Raw genomic sequence first — 19,931 nt, forward strand, 5'->3', positions numbered from 1 at the left:
AGTAGATGGCGTCCCCGTAGAAGAAAGGTATGCGTCGATGACTGCAGCTACGCATGAAGTGACCCTGTTGACACGCGCAGGATGCGCGTCCTGCGTCGGCGCGGCGGAGGTCCTGCGACGGGTCTGTTCCGAGTTCGAGCTGGAATTGACGTGCATCGACGTGGACGAAGCTGCCGCGACGGATCCAGAGCTGAGAGCGGAGTACGGAGACAGATTGCCCGTCATTCTTCTCGACGGACGCGAGCACGGTTACTGGGAAGTCGACGAGGAGCGCCTTCGTGACGATTTACGCAAGTAAGGCAACCCTCAAAGTTGTCCGCGGAGCCGCTTTGCAGGTGAACGGCACATCGAACCCGTCTCGAGCAACTTTGTGCATGGGTTCACAAGCGGTTACCGTGGTGTGAACATTCCCCCGGAGCATCGTGGAGGTCGACAGTCGTGTCGACCGGACGAGGAGCCAGCGACGTGACCGAACCGCACCAGACGCATGAGCCTGTGGCTCAGCGCGTCACCGGCGCTGCGGGCTCTTCCGTCACCGACGCTTCCAGCGCCTCGGTTACCGACCCGATCGCTCAGGATCGCGTCATCCCCCAGGCTACGGTGACGCGCTTGGCCGCATACCTGCGGGTCCTCGGAGTGATGTCCGACCGGGGTACCTCCATCGTCTCGAGCGAGGAACTCGCGCAGGCGTCAGGTGTCGGATCAGCGAAGTTGCGTAAGGATCTGTCGTTCCTCGGCCCCAACGGTGTCCGCGGCGTCGGGTACGACGTCAACAGGCTCCGCATCCGCATCGAGCGTGCACTCGGACTCGATCGTGGGCACAAGGTCGTTCTCGTCGGAGTCGGAAACCTCGGTAAGGCGCTGGTCGGCTACGGCGGATTCAGCCGCCGCGGTTTCGAGATGGTCGGACTCTTCGACAGTGATGCAGATCGAATCGGAAGCAGAGTCGGGGATCTCGTCGTGCGCAGCACCGAGGAACTGACCGTCGCCTGCCGTGAACTGAATGCGACCATCGGCGTCATCTCCACACCGGACGAGGCAGCTCAGGGCGTGTGCGACCAGTTCGTCAGCGCCGGGCTGCGCTGCATCATGAGTTTTTCGCCGATCGCCCTCGACGTTCCCGATCACGTGGAACTGCGACGTGTAGATCTAGCCGTCGAGATGCAGGTTCTCTCCTTCAACAGTGCGCGCAATGCCGATCAGGCATCCAGCGCGCCGCGAGTACGAGTGGCTCACGCCGCATCCGCTTCGTCAGTCCCATCCACCAGTTCACCCGCTCCGGTCGGAGCAGGTTCGACAAGAAACGGATCAGTGATCGCGCCGTGAGTGTTCTGCTTGTCGGGGTCTCGCATCGAACCGCGCCCGTCCCGGTGCTCGAGCGAGTAGCTGTCACCGACACCGATCGTCCGAAGCTGATCGACAAGCTTCTGGCGTCTTCGCACATCTCCGAAGCGATGATCGTCTCCACCTGTAACCGGGTGGAGGTCTACGCGGTGGTGGACGCGTTCCACGGTGCACTCACCGAGGTCGGTGAAATCCTGGCCGACCATTCGGGTCTCGACCTGACAGCGCTGCACGCTCACGCGTACGTCCGCTACAGCGAAGCAGCCGTCGAGCACCTCTTCGCGGTGGCCAGCGGCCTCGATTCCATGGTGATCGGCGAACAGCAGATCCTCGGCCAGATCCGTTCGGCCTACGCATCTTCGGATGCGCAGCAGGCCGCCGGACGCGTCGTCCACGAACTGGCTCAGCAGGCACTGCGCGTCGGCAAGCGAGTGCATTCCGAAACCGGAATCGACTCCGCCGGAGCATCAGTCGTGTCCGTGGCTCTCGATCGTGCAGCGGGCATCATCGGTGAGGGCGGCCTGGTCGGCCGCACTGCCGTGGTTGTCGGTGCAGGCTCGATGGGCGGTCTGTCGGTTGCGCATCTCACCCGCGCCGGAATCGCACGCATCGTCGTCGTCAACCGGACACAGGAACGCGCCGAGCACCTGGCAGAGACGGCACGCTCCAACGGCGTCGACGCCGACGGTGTTGCCTTCGATCAGCTTTCGGCCGCGATGGCGCAGGCAGATGTCATGGTCACCTGTACCGGCGCGGTCGGGGCAGTGGTCACCCTGGCGGATGTGCACCGCGCACTCGCCGAGCCCGATCGCGACAACACCAAGCACCTCGTCATCTGCGACCTCGGGCTGCCGCGCGACATCGATCCCGCCGTCGCCGGCCTGCCGGGTGTGACCGTTCTCGACATGGAGACGCTGCAGCGTGATCCAGCGGCGGGCGCAGCCGCCTCCGACGCAGATGCCGCACGCACCATCGTCGCCGGCGAGCTTGCGACCTACCTTGCCGGACAGCGCCTCGCCGAGGTCACTCCGACCGTGACGGCTTTGCGTCAGCGCGCCGCCGACGTCGTCGAAGCCGAACTGATGCGACTCGATTCGCGTCTGCCCGGCCTGGACGATCCGCAGCGCGACGAGGTTGCACGCACCGTGCGACGCGTCGTGGACAAGCTGCTCCACGCCCCGACCGTGCGCGTCAAGCAACTGGCGTCGGCCCCCGGCGGCGACTCCTACGCAGCAGCGCTGCGCGAACTCTTCGAACTCAGCCCCGGATCTCCCGCGGCCGTGGCCACACCCACCGATCTGGTGGACGGCGACCGCACTGGAAGGGACCTGCAGGCATGAGCGTCACCACCCCTCGATCGGGGAGCCCGCTGCGGATCGGCACTCGCGGAAGTCTTCTCGCGACCACGCAAGCCGGTACCGTGCGCGATGCCCTCATTGCGGCCGGACATCCCGCCGAGTTGGTCATCATCAAGACCAAGGGCGACCAGTCCACCGATCCCGTCCAGAAGATCGGCGTCGGAGTGTTCACGGCAGAGCTTCGAGAAGCCTTGCTGGACAACCGCGTCGACGTTGCGGTGCATTCCTACAAGGACTTACCGACCGCGCAGGACCCGCGTTTCGTCATCGCGGCGATTCCGCCACGCGAAGATCCGCGTGACGCGCTGGTCGCCCGTGACGGTCTGGTCCTCGGGGAGCTTCCGGCCGGTTCCAAGGTGGGAACCTCCGCGCCGCGCCGTGTTTCGCAGCTGAAGGCACTCGGTCTCGGCCTCGACATCGTGCCGTTGCGGGGCAACCTGCAGCGCCGTCTCGGCAAAGTCGAATCCGGTGAACTCGACGCCGTGATCCTCGCTCGCGCCGGCCTGTCTCGTATCGGTCTGCTCGATCTCATCACCGAGAACATCGAGCCCGTGCAGATGCTCCCCGCTCCGGCGCAGGGTGCTCTGGCCGTCGAATGCCTTTCTGCCAATGCGGAATTGGCGGCGATCCTCGCCGAGCACGACGACGCGGGTACCCGGGCGGCAGTTACGGCCGAGCGCGCCCTGCTCGCCGAGTTGGAAGCCGGCTGCACCGCTCCGGTGGGAGCGATCGCGGAGATCGTCGAATCCCTCGACGACGACGGCAGAATCTTCGACGAACTGTCGGTACGCGGCTGCGCAGCCGCCATCGACGGTTCGGACGTCATCCGTACCGGCGCCGTGAGTGCGCCGGACAAGGCCGAGGAACTCGGCCGAGCGGTAGCGCGCGAGTTACTCGAACTCGGCGCCCGCGAGTTGATGAACGTGACTACAGGCGAGGCAGCCGATGTTTGACGCCCCACTTTGCACTTGCACCAAGTTCCCATTTCGATACAGCGCACTGGAGAATCACCGATGACCCGAGTCCGAAAGAACACTCCCGGACGGATCCTGTTCGTGGGATCGGGACCGGGCGACCCCGCCCTGCTCACCGTTCGCGCACGTGACGTCCTCACCGGCGCCGCAATGGCATTCACCGATCCGGATGTCGACAAGGGCGTCGTCGCACTCGTCGGCATCGACATGGGCCGCGACGAGGAGACCGGCGAGCTGATCGCGGACGTGCGTCCGGCACTCGGCGAGCCTGCCGAGGTTGCAAAGACATTGGTGCACGAGGCCAAGAACGGCCACGACGTCGTGCGTCTGGTCTCCGGCGACCCGCTGACCACGGATTCCGTGATCGCAGAGGTCACCGCAGTCGCCCGTACGCAGGTTCAGTTCGAGGTTCTCCCGGGTCTGCCTTCCGGTTCGGCTGTGCCGAGCTACGCCGGCATGGCGCTCGGCTCGGGTCACACCGAGGCCGACGTTCGCGGTGAAGTCGACTGGGCTGCTCTGGCCGCTGCACCGGGACCGCTTGTCCTGCACGCGACGTCCGGACATCTCGCCGAGACCGCCAGCGCGCTGGTCGAGAACGGCTTGGCCCCGCAGACGCCTGCTGCGATCACCGTCCGCGGTACCACTCGTCAGCAGCGAACCGTCGAGGCAACTCTCGCGACGCTCAACGAAGCCGGATCCGAACTGGTGGGCTCGCTCATCGTCACCGTCGGCAAGGTTGTCGCGCAGCGCAACAAGATGTCGTGGTGGGAATCGCGCGCTCTGTACGGCTGGACCGTCCTCGTGCCGCGCACCAAGGATCAGGCCGGCGAGATGAGCGACCGTCTGGTCACTCACGGAGCGATCCCGATCGAGGTTCCGACCATCGCCGTCGAGCCGCCTCGCAGCCCGGCTCAGATGGAGCGTTCGGTCAAGGGACTCGTCGACGGTCGCTACCAGTGGGTCGTCTTCACTTCCACCAATGCTGTTCGCGCAGTGTGGGAGAAGTTCGAAGAGTTCGGCCTCGACGCTCGCGCCTTCTCCGGTGTGAAGATCGCCTGCATCGGTGAAGCAACCGCAGCCAAGGTGCGCTCGTTCGGCATCAACCCCGAGCTGATCCCGACCGGTGAGCAGTCCAGCGAAGGCCTGTTGGCCGAATTCGCCCCGTACGACGACGTTTTCGATCCGGTCAACCGGGTTCTGTTGCCGCGGGCGGACATTGCGACCGAAACCCTCGCAGAGGGCCTGCGCGAACGCGGTTGGGAGATCGACGACGTCACCGCCTACCGCACCGTCCGGGCAGCGCCGCCGCCGGCCGAGACCCGCGAGATGATCAAGACCGGTGGATTCGACGCCGTCTGCTTCACCTCGTCCTCGACCGTGCGCAACCTCGTCGGCATCGCCGGCAAGCCGCACGCCCGCACGTTGGTCGCGTGCATCGGCCCGAAGACGGCCGAAACCGCTATCGAGTTCGGTCTGCGCGTCGACGTGCAGCCCGAGACCTCGCAGGTGGGACCGCTGGTGGAGGCTCTCGCCGAGCATGCTGCTCGTCTGCGCGCCGAAGGTGCTTTGCCGCCCCCGCGCAAGAAGTCTCGAAGGCGCTAGCGCACCCGTGAGTGGTTGAGGAGTCTGTGGACTCCTCAACCGCTCACAGGTTCCGACGAAGGAGGGCTACTTCTCGTGTTTCCCACTCATCGCCCTCGCCGGCTCCGGCGCACTCCTGCGCTCCGGCGACTCGTGGCAGAGACCTCGCTCGAACCCCGGCACCTCGTTTTGCCGATGTTCGTCGCCGACGGCATCGACGCACCGCGTGAGATCAGTTCCATGCCAGGCGTTTTCCAGCACACTCTCGATTCGCTGCGGTCCGCAGCGGTGGAAGCGGTGGAAGCCGGCGTCGGTGGCCTGATGCTGTTCGGTGTCCCGAAGGCGGAGGACAAGGATCCCCAGGGGTCCGGTGCCTCCGATCCCGACGGAATCCTCAACGTCGGATTGCGCGCTCTGGCAAACGAACTCGGCGATTCGACGGTCATCATGGCCGATACCTGCCTCGACGAGTTCACCGATCACGGCCACTGCGGCGTGTTGACTGCCGGCGGCGCTGTCGACAACGACGCGACCTTGATCCGATACGTCGAAATGGCTCTCGCACAAGCTGAATCGGGTGCGCACCTGCTCGGTCCCAGCGGCATGATGGACGGTCAGGTGGCTGCGATCCGCGGTGCACTCGATGCTTCGGGGTATGTCGATGTCGGTCAGCTCGCCTATGCCGCGAAATATGCGTCAGCGTTCTACGGGCCGTTCCGTGAAGCCGTCGGATCCTCACTGCAAGGCGATCGTCGTACGTATCAGCAGGACGGCGCCAATCGCCGCGAGTCGATGCGCGAGGTAGACCTCGACGTCGCCGAGGGCGCCGACATGGTGATGGTCAAGCCTGCAATGTCCTACCTGGACATTCTGCGTGAGACCGCCGACCGGTCCCCGGTTCCGGTCGCTGCGTACCAGATCTCGGGGGAGTACTCGATGATCACCGCGGCCGCGCAGAACGGGTGGATCGATCGGGACGCGGCGATTCTCGAATCGCTCATCAGCATTCGCCGCGCCGGTGCCGACGTGGTCCTCACCTACTGGGCGTCGGAAGTTGCCGGATGGCTGTGACGGAGTCACGCATGGTGGCTGCGCCGGTATCGACCGATACGCTGGTGTCATGACCGAGCAGTGGCCGCCGTCGCGCCAGGAACCGCCCCGCCGGGAACCTCCCTACGAGAACCAGCCGTTCGAGAATCAGCCGTACCGCGAACTCGGACCGATGCCGACGGGTCAGATCCCGGGATACGGCCCCGGTTACAACGGATACCCGGGACCTGCGCCGAAACCCGAGCCGCCGACGGACGTCGTGACTGCGATTCAGTTGTGGTGGGCTGTGACGGCGCTCGGGTTGGTCCAGGGCGGCGCGATGATCTGGATGCTGCTCGGGCAGAAGTCGATGTTCGTCGACGAGATGCTCAGAAATCAGGCAGCTGTCGACGCCGGTCTGACGCGTTCCGACGTGGAGGGCATGTTCCCACTGGTCATCGTTTTCTCTGCGGTTTTGGTCGTGATCGTCACCGCGGTGTTCCTTCTGTTCGTGCGCGCGATGAGTCGCGGCAGGAACTGGGCTCGAATGTTGCTGACGTTCTGTGGCGTCTTCATGCTGGTCTCCGCGATCCCGGTGATCTTCGGGCTCGGCGGAGACGGCGGCGCGGCCACTCTGCTGTTCGGCGGAGCGGAAATCCTGCAGGCAGTTGCTGCTGTCGGGGCGATCGTGATGATGCACCGAAAAGAGTCCAATCCGTACTTTCTTCGTTTCCCCCCGGCGGGGAACCGGTAGGTAGCTCGGGGTACTGTGAAACGGGTCACTGAAGTGGTAGGGGAGAGGTCGGACGCGATGAGTTCTCAGGAAGCCCTGCGTACGGAAAGCACCCACGACGCGCCACTGCGCCAACGTGGTTCACGCACCGAAGTGATCTTGTTCGCGATCCTCGGAGCCTCTGTTCTGGTGACACTCCTGATGCTCATGATTCCGGGCATCGTCAGCGGATAGCGCACACTTGAACCCGTGAGTATCTCTACGAAGGTCAGGCGCCCGACGGCTGTCGAGGCAGCATTCTGGCTGTGGATCGCCAGCGCGTTCCTGCTCATACTCTTCGGCCTGATCAATGTCACCAGCGCTTCGTATTCGTTGCGTGAGCAGTTCACCGATCAAGGCGTTTCGGCCGGAAACATCGACATCTACGTCACCTTCGTGCGGGTGTCCGGGCTGGTTCTGCTGTTGACCGGCCTCGCGATCGGCGGCCTCGCCGGTCCCACTCGCGCCGGACGGGCGTTGTGCCGACGGATCCTGGTGATCGTGTCCGGAGTGTTCGCGGTGCTGCAGATCGCGCTGGTCGTCGCCGGGATCAGTACCGTGCTCGCGCTGGTTGTTCCCGTCATGCTGATCTGTGCCTGCGTCGCGATCTACCGCGACACCACCCGAAGTTGGTTTGCCCGTGGCTGATCGCGCGCCGGAAATCGGCCCGGACGTTCTGTACTACGAACCGGGTTCTCGGTGGTGGGCCATCGCGTTCGGTCCGATCTTCTGCCTGATCGCCTTGGTCATCGAACTGTTCACCGGCCCGGTGGTGCATTGGTTCGGTCTGGCGATGTTCGCCGTGATCCTCACCGGATTGGTCTACGTGCAGGTGATCGCAGCACGGCGGCACGCGAGCGTACTTCTGACCGCGACCACGTTGCGTCAGGGAACCGAAGAGGTGCCGATCACCGAGATCGCCGAGGTGTTCCCGGAGTCCGACGACGCTGCCTACGAGGACGAAATGGAACCGTGGGAAACGGCACGCGCGCTCGGTGAGCTGTCCGGAGTGCCCAGGCGTCGGCACGGTATCGGCTTACGTTTGACCACCGGGGGATTGGTGCGGGCGTGGGCAAAGGACGATCAGGCACTGCGCGAGGCGTTGAGTCAGGTCGTTGTGGTTGGTGTCGAACCGGACGGGTCTGCCGATGACTGAGCCACAGCCATCCCCGCGTGTCGACGTGAAGACGTGGATCGGTGTACTCGGTATCGTCGCCGCAACGATTCTGGCGGTCGTGTGCTGGCGAGCGGGTACGACGACGTCCGACTTCGGACCGATACTGGAGGGCGCTCCACCGTTCGAGAGCACGCACTACGACGGTCTCTGGATCTCGGGCGCCGGGTTGTCGATTCTGGTTGCGGGGCTGATGGCCATCGATGTCGTGCGCCGCGTCCGGGTGGGCTTCGTCGCATCGCAGTAGCCCTCATACGGGTAGGGGGTATAGTTGCGGTATGAGTAGTTACAGCCCCGAGCAGGACGATCTGCTCAAGCGCCTTCGTCGTATCGAAGGTCAGGTAGCCGGAATTTCACGCATGGTCGCAGACGACCGGTACTGCATCGACGTGCTCACCCAGGTATCCGCCGCGACGAGCGCGTTGCAGTCCGTGTCCCTGAAGCTTCTCGACGCCCACCTTGCGGGTTGCGTCGTCGAAGCTGCCAAGCAGGGTGGTCCGGAAGCGGACGTCAAGATCAAGGAAGCTCAGGCGGCCATCGCTCGCCTCGTTCGTTCGTAAGGTGTCGGTCCGTCACTCCGTGATGGACCGCGCGAGCGCCCGGGCGGAGAAGCTCACGAAGTACTCGGGTGTGACTTCTTTGGCGATGTTGATGACGATGGTGTCCGACAGGCCTTTGAGTCCGGAGAGCACGAGATGGATCAACGCGGGGTCGTCGATCAACCGGCTCCCTTCGGCTGCAGCAGATTCGGTGAGCGCTCGAATCAATGCCGAGTTGTAGACCGCTACGGATGCGTGAAGTTCCCGCATGCTTTCTCGGTCGGACCCGGCCATGCCTTCGATGTCGCGCCAAGTCGTGGTGAGTCGACCCACCCGTGCCCAGTGCCGAGCAAACTCGGAAATCATGGACTCGAGTAAGGCGCTCAGTCCCTGCTCGCGGGGGAGCGAGTTCACGAAGTCCGCCATTTCCAGCTGACTTTCGCTGAGGAGGGCGGCGAAGATGTCCTGCTTGTCGACGAAGTACTGGTAGATCAGGCCAGTGCTGGTGCCGGCTCGTTTGGCGACAGCGCGGATCGTGAGCGCGGAGTAGCCTCCTTCGTCCAGAAGCGAGATCGCCGCGTCGAGAGTTCGGCGTCGACGCACTTCGGCGTCGCCGTAGATCGACTTGCTGCTGGTACTGCTCATTTGATCACCGTAGTCGCGGTGGTCGGCATCCTCAATTCACATCGAACACTGTTCGTTGTCGAGCGCCGTCCAGAATTCGATGTGACTCAGATCATAGAATGAACATTGTTCGAAATAGAATGAACATCGTTCATTCTGGTGTTACGGTATGGCGCAGACCACATCGAGGCCAGTGCAAAGTGCTGGACACTCTGCGGTCGGCCTGACCTTTCTTCCCGTATCGATCGGGAGGTCTACACAGTTGTGGAGTACCTATGACACGCACTAACGATGAACGCGCGGCGATCGACATCGCCGCTGCGGCTGGAGAACTTCTGCTCGACCATCGGAAATCCCTCGGCGAAAACGACGGTGATGTCGCGACTTTCAAGAACGCGGCCGATCGGCTCAGTCACGAATTCATCGTCGCCGAACTTGCCCGACGCTTTCCTGCGGATGCAGTGCTGTCGGAGGAAGGGGCTGACGACCTCGCGAGGCTGGCTGCGGATCGGGTGTGGATCGTCGACCCTCTTGACGGCACCCGTGAGTACGGCGAGGCCGGACGACCGGACTGGGCCGTTCATGTTGCACTGACCGAAAACGGTGTCCTCACAACCGGTGCGGTCGCAATGCCTGCCCTTGGCGTCACCTATTCGAGCAGCGATGATCGAACCGAACGGGATGCCGCGACGCCGGTTCGAGTCGTCGTATCGCGGACGCGTCGTCCGGAACCGGTCATGCGCATGGCCGACTCGATGGGCGCGGAGTTGATCGAAATGGGATCCGCCGGAGCCAAAGCAATGGCGGTCGTCTCGGGTGAGGCAGACATCTATGCACATGCGGGCGGACAGTACGAGTGGGATTCGGCGGCGCCCGTTGCTGTCGCACGTGCTGCGGGACTGCATGTTTCGCGTATCGATGGCAGCGAACTGCGCTACAACCAGGAAAACCCGTGGTTGCCGGATCTGCTGATCTGCCGACCAGAACTCGCCCCGAAAGCACTGGAGGAACTGGGCCGATGACCGCGACACTGACGCACCTCGAACGACTCGAAGCCGAGAGCATTCACATCATGCGTGAAGCTGTTGCCCAGAGCGAGAACCCGGTGATGTTGTACTCGGTGGGCAAGGACTCCGCCGTGATGCTGCATCTGGCGCGCAAGGCCTTCTATCCGTCGAAGCTGCCGTTTCCGCTTCTGCACGTCGATACCACGTGGAAGTTCCGTGAAATGTACAAACTTCGTGACAGTACCGCTGCTGCAGGCGATCTCGATCTGATCGTCCACACCAACCCGGACTGCGTGAAGCAGGGGATCAACCCGTTCACTCACGGCTCGGCCGTCCATACCGATATGTGGAAGACCGAAGGCCTCAAACAAGCCCTCGATCACTACAAGTTCGACGCTGCATTCGGCGGCGCCCGACGTGACGAAGAAAAATCCCGCGCCAAGGAACGCATCTTCTCGATCCGATCAGCTGCGCACCGTTGGGATCCCAAGCAGCAGCGACCGGAACTGTGGCGGATGTACAACGTCCGCAAAGCGCCGGGCGAGAGCCTGCGCGTCTTCCCTCTCTCGAACTGGACCGAGCTGGATGTGTGGGAATACATACGCCAGGAAGAGATTCCGATCGTTCCGCTGTATTTTGCCGACAAGCGGCCCGTCGTCGAGCGGGACGGTGCGCTGATCATGGTCGACGACGACCGGATGCCGTTGCTGCCGGGAGAGACTCCGGAACTCAAGAGCGTTCGTTTCCGCACCCTCGGCTGCTACCCGCTGACCGGAGCCGTCGAATCGACCGCCACGAGCCTGACCGAGATCATCTCGGAAATGTTGCTCACCACCACTTCCGAACGCCAGGGACGGGTCATCGACCACGACTCCAGTGCGTCGATGGAGAAGAAGAAGCAAGAGGGGTACTTCTGATGACTGTTTCCTCGGATCTGATCGCTGACGACATCGAGGCGTACCTCGAACGTCATGCGAACAAGAGCATGCTGCGATTCATCACGTGCGGCAGCGTCGACGACGGCAAGAGCACCTTGATCGGCCGTCTGCTCTACGAATCGAAACTCGTCTTCGACGACCAGTTGACGGCGCTCGAAGCCGATTCGCGCAAGAGCGGAACCCAGGGGGAGGGGCTCGATTTCGCGCTCCTGGTCGACGGTCTCGCCGCCGAACGTGAGCAGGGCATCACGATCGACGTCGCCTATCGCTACTTCACGACCGAGCGACGCAAGTTCGTCGTCGCCGATACTCCGGGGCACGAGCAGTACACCCGAAACATGGTGACGGGCGCGTCGACCGCCGATCTTGCTGTGATCCTTGTCGATTCCCGCAAGGGGATACTGACTCAGACCCGCCGGCACTCGTATCTGGTGTCGTTGCTGGGGATCAAGCACGTGGTGCTTGCCGTGAACAAGCTCGACCTCGTCGACTACTCGCAAGAGGTCTTCGATGCCATTACCGCGGATTACGCAGAGTTCGCTCACGAGATCGGTCTGGACGGGTTCGTCGCCATCCCGATGTCGGCATACATGGGTGACAATCTCACCGAGCGCAGTGCGAATACCCCGTGGTATTCCGGACCAAGCCTGATCGAGCATCTCGAAAGCGTGGACATCGACGATGCTGCCGCCGCGGCTCCGTTCCGGATGCCGGTGCAGTGGGTCAACCGGCCGGACCTCGACTTCCGCGGATTCTCCGGCCAGATCGTTTCAGGCACCGTATCTCCCGGAGATCCCATCCGCGTGCTCCCCAGTGGAAAGACGTCCACAGTCGAGCGCATCGTGACCATGGGTGGCGACCTCGACGTTGCCGGTGCGGGCCGCTCGGTCACCATCACGCTCGCCGACGAGATCGACATCAGTCGCGGTGATGTGCTGTCCATCGGCGACAATCCGCCGGCCGTAGCCGATCAGTTCGAGGCCTGCATCGTCTGGATGGGTGAGGCTCCCATGCTGCCCGAACGGCCGTTCCTGTGCCAGATCGGTACCGTCACAGTCACTGCGCGCATCACCAAACCGAAACACAAGATCAACGTCAACACTATCGAGAAGACCGCAACGACTACTCTCGCGCTCAACGAAATCGGTGTGTGCAACCTCAGTTTCGATCGACCGGTCCCGTTCGACCCGTACGTCGGCAACCGTGACACCGGTAGCTTCATCCTCATCGACCGCCTCACCAACGGCACTGTCGGTGCGGGCATGATCACGCACTCGCTGCGTCGATCGGACAACATTCACTGGCAATCCGTCGACGTCGACGAGGCCGCGCACACCAGGCTCAAGGGACACCAACCCGCAGTTCTGTGGTTCACCGGTCTCTCCGGTTCGGGAAAGTCGACCATCGCGAACGATGTCGAGCGTCAACTGCACGCACTCGGCGCGCACACCTACCTCCTCGACGGAGACAACGTCCGTCACGGGCTGAATCGAGACCTCGGATTCACCGAAGCCGACCGCGTCGAGAACATCCGTCGCGTCACCGAGGTCACCCGACTGATGGCGGACGCCGGTCTGATCGTGCTCGCGTCCTTCATTTCACCGTTCGAGGCCGAGCGTCATGCCGCCCGCGAATTGATCGGCGACGAACAGTTCGTCGAAATCTTCGTCGACACCGCGCTTGCCGTCGCAGAGGAGCGAGATCCCAAGGGGCTGTACAAGAAGGCTCGACGGGGCGAGTTGGTGAACTTCACCGGCATCGATTCGCCGTACGAACCGCCGCAGAACCCTGACATTCACATCGACACCAGTGTCACGACGACCGAGGACGCTGCGATCGCGATCGTCGACCATCTCCGCGCCCGCGGAACCATTTCTTGATCCGCCTGAACACGAGGAGCATCCATGCCTGACAGGGCTGAAATAGTTTCTGCCGTAGAAGATTACGTCAAGTGTCTCGGACGTCACGACGTCGACGGACTGGTTGCGCTGTTTGCGCCCGACGCAGTTCAACACGAACCGCTGGGGGTCCAGACCTACCGCGGAATCGACGAGATTCGCGAATTCGATACCGCGAACGCGCAGGTCGATTTCACAGTCAGCCTGCTCGGTCCGATTTCGGTGACGGGAAAGTACGCAGCCATGCAGCTTCGGGTGCAGCGCGCCGGTATCCCTGACTTCGCTGCCACCGATGTGTTCGAGTTCGACGAGAACGGCAAGATCATCTCCCTGAGTGTTGTTCTCGATCCGCAGGCGCTGTGCTGACCCATCAGGGCCTGCTGGCAGGCAAGGTTGTCGTCGTCTCGGGAGTGGGCCCGGCGCTCGGTCGTTCGATTGCGCTGCAGAGCGCGGCGGCCGGAGCGAAGGTTGTTCTGGCTGCCCGCACACCCGAGCGCTTGGAATCGGTGGCAACGGAGATTCGAGACCGCGGCGGAATCGCGTTGGCCGTCCCGACGAACCTCACCGACGTCGATTCGATCGCTTCGTTGGCGGAGACAACTGTCGCTGAGTTCGGTGCGGTGCATTGCTTGGTGAACAACGCATTTGTTCAACCCGCGCAGGTCCCGCTCCTGGACGCCGACGTGGCGTCCATCCAGTCGGGCATCGACATCAACTTGCTCGCGGCGTTGAACGTCACCAGAGAATTTGCTCCGGCATTGATCGAGTCGCACGGGTCCGTCGTGATGGTCACGTCCATGGTGTTGCGCAACCAGCTTCCCGGGTTCGGGGCCTACCGCATCATGAAATCCGGGCTCCTGGCAATGGCACGCAGTTTGTCGATCGATCTCGGTCCCAAGGGCGTTCGAGTCAATTCGGTTGCTCCCGGCTATATCTGGGCGGACTCGGTCAAGAACATGTTCGAGAAGAAGGCGGCGGAGGCAGGAGTCGACCCCAAGGTGATCTACGACGAGATCGCAGCGGGCGCCGATCTGCGCCGATTGCCGGAGCCAGATGACATCGCAAACGCTGTCGTCTTCCTCCTGTCCGATTCAGCCAGGGCCATCACAGGGCAATGTCTCGACGTCAACTGCGGTCACACGCACCACTGATCAACTCATACAAGGACTAGCCATGACACAGGATTACGACGGCATCGGTTCCATCGATCACCTGCACCAGGCTGCGCGCGAGGCGGCCGGGTACGAAAACTTCGGCAGCGAAGGCTATCTCGAAGGACTTCGAGTTCTCCTCGAGTCGTTCCAGAACGAGGCCGACCTCACTCCTCACGGCAAGGTGATCGCTCGCAAGATGATCGTCGGAGCGCTCGCGGGTCGCCTGACCAGTGAGGCCGGATTCGCGAAATATCCAGAGCACGTAGATGTTCCGATCGAACGCCCGATCTTCGTGGTCGGGTTGACCCGCACCGGCAGCACCGCGCTGCACCGCTTGCTCGGTGCCGACCCAGCGCATCAGGGCGCCGAGATGTGGCTCGCCGAGACGCCGCAGCCGCGCCCCGAGCGCGACACGTGGTCGGAGAACGAAGATTACGTTCGCTCCGACGCCTTCTACCGTGCTCGCCAGCGTAACGAGGCAGACCTGATGAAGGTTCATTTCATGGGGGCGGAGGAGGTCGAGGAATGCTGGCGGCTGCTGCAGCAGACGATGCTCTCGACCGCGTTCGAGACGGTGGCGTACGTGCCGAGTTACACCCGGTGGCTGGCGGAGCAGGACTGGACCGAAACATATGCGCGGCACAAGAAGAACCTGCAGTTGATCGGGCTGCACGACCAGGACAGACGGTGGGTGCTCAAAAGCCCGAGCCATGTCTTCGCGATCGACGAGATCATGTCGGTCTATCCGGATGCACTGTTCGTTCGGACCTTCCGGGACCCGTTGACATCGATGGCGTCCACCTTCAGCCTCGTAGAGCAGGGCGGACACGACATGTCGAGGGCCTTCGATCGTCCGGCCATCGGGCGCACGCAACTGGAGTTGTGGGCGCGAGGGAATGCGAACTTCAACAATGCCCGTAGCCGTTACAACCCCGATCAGTTCATCGACGTCGACTACAAGGACTTCATCGCCGATGCGGTCGGCACCGTCGAGAAGATCTATGCACAGTTCGCCCTGCCCTTCACAGACGACGCCCGCGCCGCGGTGGAGGCGTCGCATCAGGCCAGCCTTGCCGAGCACCGTCGTCCGTCGCATCGCTATTCGCTCGAGGATTTCGGCGTGAGCGCTGCCGACGTCGAAGCGAAGTTCGCCACCACACCCTGAAGCCCTCCGGCCCTGTGCGCCTTTTTGGTAGTGCCGACTACCAAAAAGGCGCACAGGGCGAAGCCCCAACCGAAACAAGGAGATTCACATGAATGCTGTTTGGGAAAAGTTCTGCGCAGATCTGCTCGAGGTCGGAAAGGTCCTGGAAGACGAGATCGTCCCTCAGGATCCGCTGACTCAAGCCGAGGGCGTCCGCTACCTGAGTCGGTTGCTTCGGTACGGCACGATCAACTGTGTCGAGTACACCGATCCGCGGTGGCCGCAGTTCTCGTCGGCTCCGAACCCGAACATGATGACGAAGATCGGTGCCGACAACCCGGACAACGTCTACATGCGCGCCAACATTTCCGGTAAGTACAACTACCGGATCATCGGCACCCGAGGCACCGTCCCGCTGATCACCTTCGGCTCGCGCGTAAATCGGTACCACATCGACGGCACCATGCTGCAGACCGGCGATCTGCATATCCACGACCTCGAGGTCGACGAGAACGGCCGTTTCGAGTTCATCGCGAGCGTCGACAAGCCCGATGAGGGCGCTTGGCTGCCTTTGGCGCCCGACAGCAACCTCATCTCCGTTCGGCAAACTCACCAGGATCGACGCAACGAGATTGTCGGTGATCTGACCATCGAATGCCTGAACCCGGACGGGGAGTTCGTCCCGTTGACTCCGGAAGAGATCGGCGAGCGCCTCACCAAGTCCGTCGGGATCGTGAAGGGGATGGCGGAGACCTTCCTGGAATGGTCGCGCAAATTCCAGCCGCACACCAACGAGATCTTCGACTGGGGACAGGACTACTTCCAGGATGCCGGCGGCGATCCGACGATCTTCTACTTCCACGGTTACTGGAAGCTCGCCGAGGACGAGGCGTGGGTCATCGAGACCGAGGTTCCGAACTGCGAGTACTTCAACTTCGTGCTGCAGAACTTCTGGGTCGAGTCCCTCGACTACAACCGCACGAACATCTACATCAACAATCACACCGCGAAGCTCAACGACGACGGCACCATGACAATCGTCGTGGCGGCGAAGGATCCGGGTTATGGCAACTGGATCGACACCGATTCGCATGCCGAGGGGACATGGGCGCTGCGCTGGATCAAGGCGGACTCGCACCCGATCCCGACGTCGAAGGTAGTCAAGATCTGACACGCTGACGGAGATTGGGAACGTATGTACACCAGGAAGATTAGGTTCGGCCCTCGCTTTGTCGCGCTCGGGCTTGCCGGTGCATTGATGTTGGCCGGCTGCGCGTCGAGCAGTGGGGACAACTCGGGATCGGCTTCACCGAGCAGTAGTGGCGCAGCTGGTTTTGTGGGCGCCCCAGATGTGGGGGAGCGGATCGACGGCGGTGTTCTCACCTTCGGGTCCTATTCGTTCCCTTCCTCGTTGGACCCCACGAGAACGCAAGCCGCCGGTTCGACCGGCGGAACCGAAATGGCCGCGATTTACGACACGCTGGTACGCAGCGACTCCACAAACGGGAGCTTCGTGCCACAACTCGCGAAGACACTGTCGAACAACAGCGACTTCACCTCGTACACCGTCACTTTGGCTGACGGCCTCACCTTCAGCGACGGAAGTCCGCTCGACGCGGAAGCGGTGAAGTGGAGTATCGATCGATTCGTGGCAGGCAAGGGTGATGTATCGCAGACCTGGCTCAACATCGTGGATCGGATCGAGACGCCCGACGCCACCACAGTCGAATTCGTGCTCGAGCGGCCCTGGCGTCAATTCCCGGCGCTGTTGTCGCTCGGGCCCGGAATGATCGTTGCGCGAAGTTCAGGGGGAGAGGCAGGGTCGGTTTCAGGAACCGGGGAGAGAGCGTTCACACCGATCGGGGCGGGTCCGTTCACCTTGGCCAAGTTCGCCCCGCACGAAGAACTGGTACTCGCCGCACGCACGGATTATCAGGGCGGTAAACCTCCACTGGACACAGTGCGGTTTGTTCCCACGTCGGGTGCGCAGTCTCCGTACGAATCGTTGAAGAGCGGCCAGATCGACATGACGTACATCCTCCGCGACGAGGCCGTGATCGAACAAGCTCTCGACGACGGATACTCGGGTTACCTCAGTCCGACCGGACAGAACGGGATCGGCACGATCAACAACCGTGAGGGCAAGCCCGGGGCCGATGTTCGCGTCCGTCAGGCGATCGCCTACGGGGTGGATCCGGCGGCGGTCAATACCCGGGCGAACAACGGATTGGGCACCGCCAGTTCCGAACTGGTCCCGCAGACGTCACGTTGGTACAACAACACAGCAGGCATTCCGTTCGATCAGGTGAAGGCAAAGGCGCTGCTCGATCAAGCGAAGTCCGACGGGTACGACGGGAAACTCCGCTACCTCACCACCTCGGAGCCGAGCCAACAGGCGACGGCACTGACGGTTCAGGCGTCGCTGAACGCGATCGGTTTCGACGTCACCATCGACTACGCGACCGATGTGACCGATCTGGTTCGACGGGTATACAAGGACCACGATTTCGACATGACCAGAGGTGGCGCTCCGGTCGGAGAAGAAGCGCCGTACCTCAATTTGTACAACAGTATGGCCAGTGATTCGAAGAACAACCCGTCCGGCTTCGCGGACCCGGAGATGGACGCGATGATCACAGCTGTGCAGACGGCATCGACGGACAATGCTGTCCGTGAGGCGATCAGCAAGGTGCAGGAGTACGCCAACGCGACTGTGCCTTACGTGATCTGGGGGCCGGCGTCGGTGTTGACCGCATGGGACGGCAACGTTCACGGCGTCGTTCGCAACATCACCGACATCATGTTCTTGGGCGGCGCTTGGATCTCGCCCAACGGCGAAACGGTGGAACGATGAAGTGGTCCTTGGCGGGTGCGATGATCGACGCGCTGGAACTGTGCGAGTTGGCGCAGGTCGCCGAAGAGGTGGGGTTCGACGGAATCGCGATGCCGGATTCCGTGTTCTATCCGGAGCAGGTGTCGGCGCCGTACCCGTACACTGCTGACGGGAAGCGGATGTGGGCGCCCGAGACGCCGATGCCTGATCCGTTCATTGCCATGGCGGCGATGGCGGCCGTCACATCGCGAATTCAGTTCTACACCAACGTGTTCAAACTTCCACTGCGCGATCCGCTGTTGACTGCCAAGCAGGTCGCGACCATGGCCGTGATGTCGAGGAACCGCGTCGCTCTCGGCGTCGGTTTGTCCTGGATTCCCGAGGAATTCACCTTCACCGGTACCGAGATGCGCACCCGCGGCGCGCGTACCGACGAAGCCATCGAGATCATCAAGGCGGTGTGTGCGGGACGTGGGCCGGAATGGGTCGAATACCACGGCAAGCACTACGATTTCGACGCTCTGATGATCAGTCCTGCTCCGGAGATTCCGGTTCCGATCTACATCGGTGGGCACAGCGAACCGGGGTTGCGTCGTGCAGCCAGGCTGGCTGACGGTTGGATGTCGGTGAACACGACCAAAGCCGAATTAGCCTGCGCCATCGATCGTCTCACGGAATTGCGGGTCGAGTACGGTCGTGCCGATGTTCCTTTCGGCGTCAACGTCTCGCCGACGGATGTTCGTGATCTGGACGGATATCGCGAACTCGAGACTCTCGGAGTCACGGAAATCAGAGTTTTGCCCTGGTATCACTACGGAGTTGACTCCGGTGATCGTCAGGGACGACTCGACTCCATTCGGCGGTTTGCCGAGGAGGTCATCGCTCAGTACTGATCGATCAGCGTCTGCATCGCCCGGCCGTAGAGTTTTGCCAACTCGTCGCGATCTGCGGACTGGGGGATACTTTCGTCGCTGAGGACGCTCAACAGCCCGGACACCTGGGCGGAGACCAGGAGTGCGCGGGTGTACGCGTCTTCGCCGTCTAGACGAGCGGCGAGATTGGTGGCGAATACTCCGGTCATGTCTCGGAGTCGCTCCCGGATGCGTGGACTGTCCGACGCTCGCATGAGCGCTGTGTACACCGACAGCATCCGGGCGTCGGCCTTGCCCAGGACGAAGGCGGCGATTCGCTCACCGAGGGTGTCGAGTGGGCCGTCGAACTGGCCTTCGAAGTAGTCCGCAACCGGCGTGGTTTCCAGGAACAGTGCTTCTTTGGACCCGAAATGCCGGATGACCAGGGCCGGATCGATTCCGGCAACTTTGGCGATGGCGCGAACTGACGTGCCGCCGAACCCGTGCTCGCCGAACAGTTGGAACGCCGCCGCGCGAATCGCCTCGGATGTCGAGGGGTGCTCCTGCTCTGGCGTGTGCCTCGTGGGTGTCACGACATCGACCTCTGTGCTCGCTCGCCGACCGCGTTGTCAACGGCGTTGACTATAACGTGTCAACGGTGTTGACTGTTGAGTCTGTCAACGGTGTTGACAGCTAGATGCGGTTAGTGAA

The 19,931-nt window shown here is 62.6% G+C and carries 23 protein-coding genes; 21 read left to right on the forward strand and 2 right to left on the reverse strand.

The features are described 5' to 3' along the window. The first annotated feature begins 37 nt into the window (after positions 1-37). From BH682_RS08155 to BH682_RS08205, 12 genes are all read left to right on the forward strand, one after another. The gene (locus BH682_RS08155; RefSeq protein WP_003941953.1) at positions 38-298 is read left to right on the forward strand and encodes a glutaredoxin family protein; all 261 of its coding nucleotides are present in this window, start codon (positions 38-40) and stop codon (positions 296-298) included. 140 nt (positions 299-438) lie between these two features. Beyond that, on the forward strand, positions 439-1,326 hold the full coding sequence (locus tag BH682_RS08160) for a redox-sensing transcriptional repressor Rex (RefSeq protein ID WP_007735314.1): 888 nt from the start codon (positions 439-441) through the stop codon (positions 1,324-1,326). Further along, complete coding sequence (locus BH682_RS08165) at positions 1,323-2,684, forward strand: glutamyl-tRNA reductase (protein ID WP_003941867.1); 1,362 nt, start codon at positions 1,323-1,325, stop codon at positions 2,682-2,684. Before BH682_RS08160 ends, BH682_RS08165 begins: the two co-directional genes overlap by 4 nt. Next, positions 2,681-3,655: a hydroxymethylbilane synthase gene (gene hemC, locus BH682_RS08170; protein ID WP_075832647.1), complete on the forward strand. Its 975-nt coding sequence runs from the start codon at positions 2,681-2,683 to the stop codon at positions 3,653-3,655. Before BH682_RS08165 ends, hemC begins: the two co-directional genes overlap by 4 nt. 60 nt (positions 3,656-3,715) lie before the next feature. Continuing rightward, entirely contained in the window at positions 3,716-5,278 is a 1,563-nt protein-coding gene (locus BH682_RS08175; RefSeq protein ID WP_003941969.1) for a uroporphyrinogen-III synthase, read from the forward strand. A gap of 75 nt (positions 5,279-5,353) precedes the next feature. Continuing rightward, entirely contained in the window at positions 5,354-6,328 is a 975-nt protein-coding gene (gene hemB, locus BH682_RS08180; protein ID WP_075832649.1) for a porphobilinogen synthase, read from the forward strand. 49 nt (positions 6,329-6,377) lie between these two features. After that, positions 6,378-7,040 carry a hypothetical protein gene (locus BH682_RS08185; protein WP_007735307.1) on the forward strand — a complete coding sequence of 221 codons (663 nt, stop codon included), beginning with the start codon at positions 6,378-6,380 and terminating at the stop codon, positions 7,038-7,040. Positions 7,041-7,097: 57 nt separating this feature from the next. After that, positions 7,098-7,253, forward strand: coding sequence for a hypothetical protein (locus BH682_RS36360; RefSeq protein WP_003941930.1), 156 nt, complete (start codon positions 7,098-7,100; stop codon positions 7,251-7,253). A 15-nt stretch (positions 7,254-7,268) separates the two neighbouring features. Beyond that, the gene (locus tag BH682_RS08190; protein ID WP_003942066.1) at positions 7,269-7,706 is read left to right on the forward strand and encodes a hypothetical protein; all 438 of its coding nucleotides are present in this window, start codon (positions 7,269-7,271) and stop codon (positions 7,704-7,706) included. After that, positions 7,699-8,214, forward strand: coding sequence for a hypothetical protein (locus BH682_RS08195; protein ID WP_003941872.1), 516 nt, complete (start codon positions 7,699-7,701; stop codon positions 8,212-8,214). The genes BH682_RS08190 and BH682_RS08195 overlap by 8 nt, the downstream gene beginning before the upstream one ends. After that, on the forward strand, positions 8,207-8,479 hold the full coding sequence (locus tag BH682_RS08200) for a hypothetical protein (protein ID WP_007735305.1): 273 nt from the start codon (positions 8,207-8,209) through the stop codon (positions 8,477-8,479). The genes BH682_RS08195 and BH682_RS08200 overlap by 8 nt, the downstream gene beginning before the upstream one ends. A 31-nt stretch (positions 8,480-8,510) precedes the next feature. Then, positions 8,511-8,792, forward strand: coding sequence for a metal-sensitive transcriptional regulator (locus BH682_RS08205; RefSeq protein WP_003942012.1), 282 nt, complete (start codon positions 8,511-8,513; stop codon positions 8,790-8,792). Positions 8,793-8,804: 12 nt separating this feature from the next. On the opposite strand, the gene BH682_RS08210 is transcribed toward BH682_RS08205, so the two are convergent. Continuing rightward, positions 8,805-9,416 carry a TetR/AcrR family transcriptional regulator gene (locus BH682_RS08210; protein ID WP_003942004.1) on the reverse strand — a complete coding sequence of 204 codons (612 nt, stop codon included), beginning with the start codon at positions 9,414-9,416 and terminating at the stop codon, positions 8,805-8,807. A 254-nt stretch (positions 9,417-9,670) separates the two neighbouring features. On the opposite strand from BH682_RS08210, the gene BH682_RS08215 reads away from it, so the two are divergent. The 9 genes from BH682_RS08215 (at position 9,671) to BH682_RS08255 (ending at position 19,262) form a co-directional block, all read left to right on the forward strand. Then, positions 9,671-10,417, forward strand: coding sequence for a 3'(2'),5'-bisphosphate nucleotidase CysQ (locus BH682_RS08215; protein ID WP_064074197.1), 747 nt, complete (start codon positions 9,671-9,673; stop codon positions 10,415-10,417). Beyond that, on the forward strand, positions 10,414-11,319 hold the full coding sequence (cysD, locus tag BH682_RS08220) for a sulfate adenylyltransferase subunit CysD (protein ID WP_019744365.1): 906 nt from the start codon (positions 10,414-10,416) through the stop codon (positions 11,317-11,319). The genes BH682_RS08215 and cysD overlap by 4 nt, the downstream gene beginning before the upstream one ends. Further along, positions 11,319-13,220, forward strand: a complete 1,902-nt coding sequence (cysN, locus tag BH682_RS08225) for a sulfate adenylyltransferase subunit CysN (RefSeq protein WP_075832651.1) — start codon at positions 11,319-11,321, stop codon at positions 13,218-13,220. The genes cysD and cysN overlap by 1 nt, the downstream gene beginning before the upstream one ends. A gap of 24 nt (positions 13,221-13,244) precedes the next feature. Beyond that, positions 13,245-13,604: a nuclear transport factor 2 family protein gene (locus BH682_RS08230; protein ID WP_007735299.1), complete on the forward strand. Its 360-nt coding sequence runs from the start codon at positions 13,245-13,247 to the stop codon at positions 13,602-13,604. After that, the gene (locus BH682_RS08235) at positions 13,598-14,389 is read left to right on the forward strand and encodes an SDR family oxidoreductase (RefSeq protein WP_075832653.1); all 792 of its coding nucleotides are present in this window, start codon (positions 13,598-13,600) and stop codon (positions 14,387-14,389) included. The genes BH682_RS08230 and BH682_RS08235 overlap by 7 nt, the downstream gene beginning before the upstream one ends. Positions 14,390-14,411: 22 nt before the next feature. After that, complete coding sequence (locus BH682_RS08240; protein WP_075832655.1) at positions 14,412-15,557, forward strand: sulfotransferase family protein; 1,146 nt, start codon at positions 14,412-14,414, stop codon at positions 15,555-15,557. An 88-nt stretch (positions 15,558-15,645) separates the two neighbouring features. After that, positions 15,646-16,707, forward strand: a complete 1,062-nt coding sequence (locus tag BH682_RS08245) for a DUF1214 domain-containing protein (protein ID WP_042925645.1) — start codon at positions 15,646-15,648, stop codon at positions 16,705-16,707. A 24-nt stretch (positions 16,708-16,731) separates the two neighbouring features. Then, a complete protein-coding gene (locus BH682_RS08250) occupies positions 16,732-18,390 on the forward strand; it encodes an ABC transporter substrate-binding protein (RefSeq protein WP_075832657.1) in 1,659 nt (552 codons plus the stop codon). Continuing rightward, positions 18,387-19,262, forward strand: a complete 876-nt coding sequence (locus BH682_RS08255; RefSeq protein WP_007735289.1) for a TIGR03619 family F420-dependent LLM class oxidoreductase — start codon at positions 18,387-18,389, stop codon at positions 19,260-19,262. The genes BH682_RS08250 and BH682_RS08255 overlap by 4 nt, the downstream gene beginning before the upstream one ends. On the opposite strand, the gene BH682_RS08260 is transcribed toward BH682_RS08255, so the two are convergent. Continuing rightward, on the reverse strand, positions 19,253-19,813 hold the full coding sequence (locus tag BH682_RS08260; RefSeq protein ID WP_007735287.1) for a TetR/AcrR family transcriptional regulator: 561 nt from the start codon (positions 19,811-19,813) through the stop codon (positions 19,253-19,255). The two genes, BH682_RS08255 and BH682_RS08260, sit on opposite strands and share 10 nt — an antisense overlap. Positions 19,814-19,931 lie beyond the last annotated feature (118 nt).

Source organism: Rhodococcus sp. YL-1 (genome assembly GCF_001942025.1).
GTDB classification, from domain to species: Bacteria; Actinomycetota; Actinomycetes; order Mycobacteriales; family Mycobacteriaceae; genus Rhodococcus_F; species Rhodococcus_F qingshengii.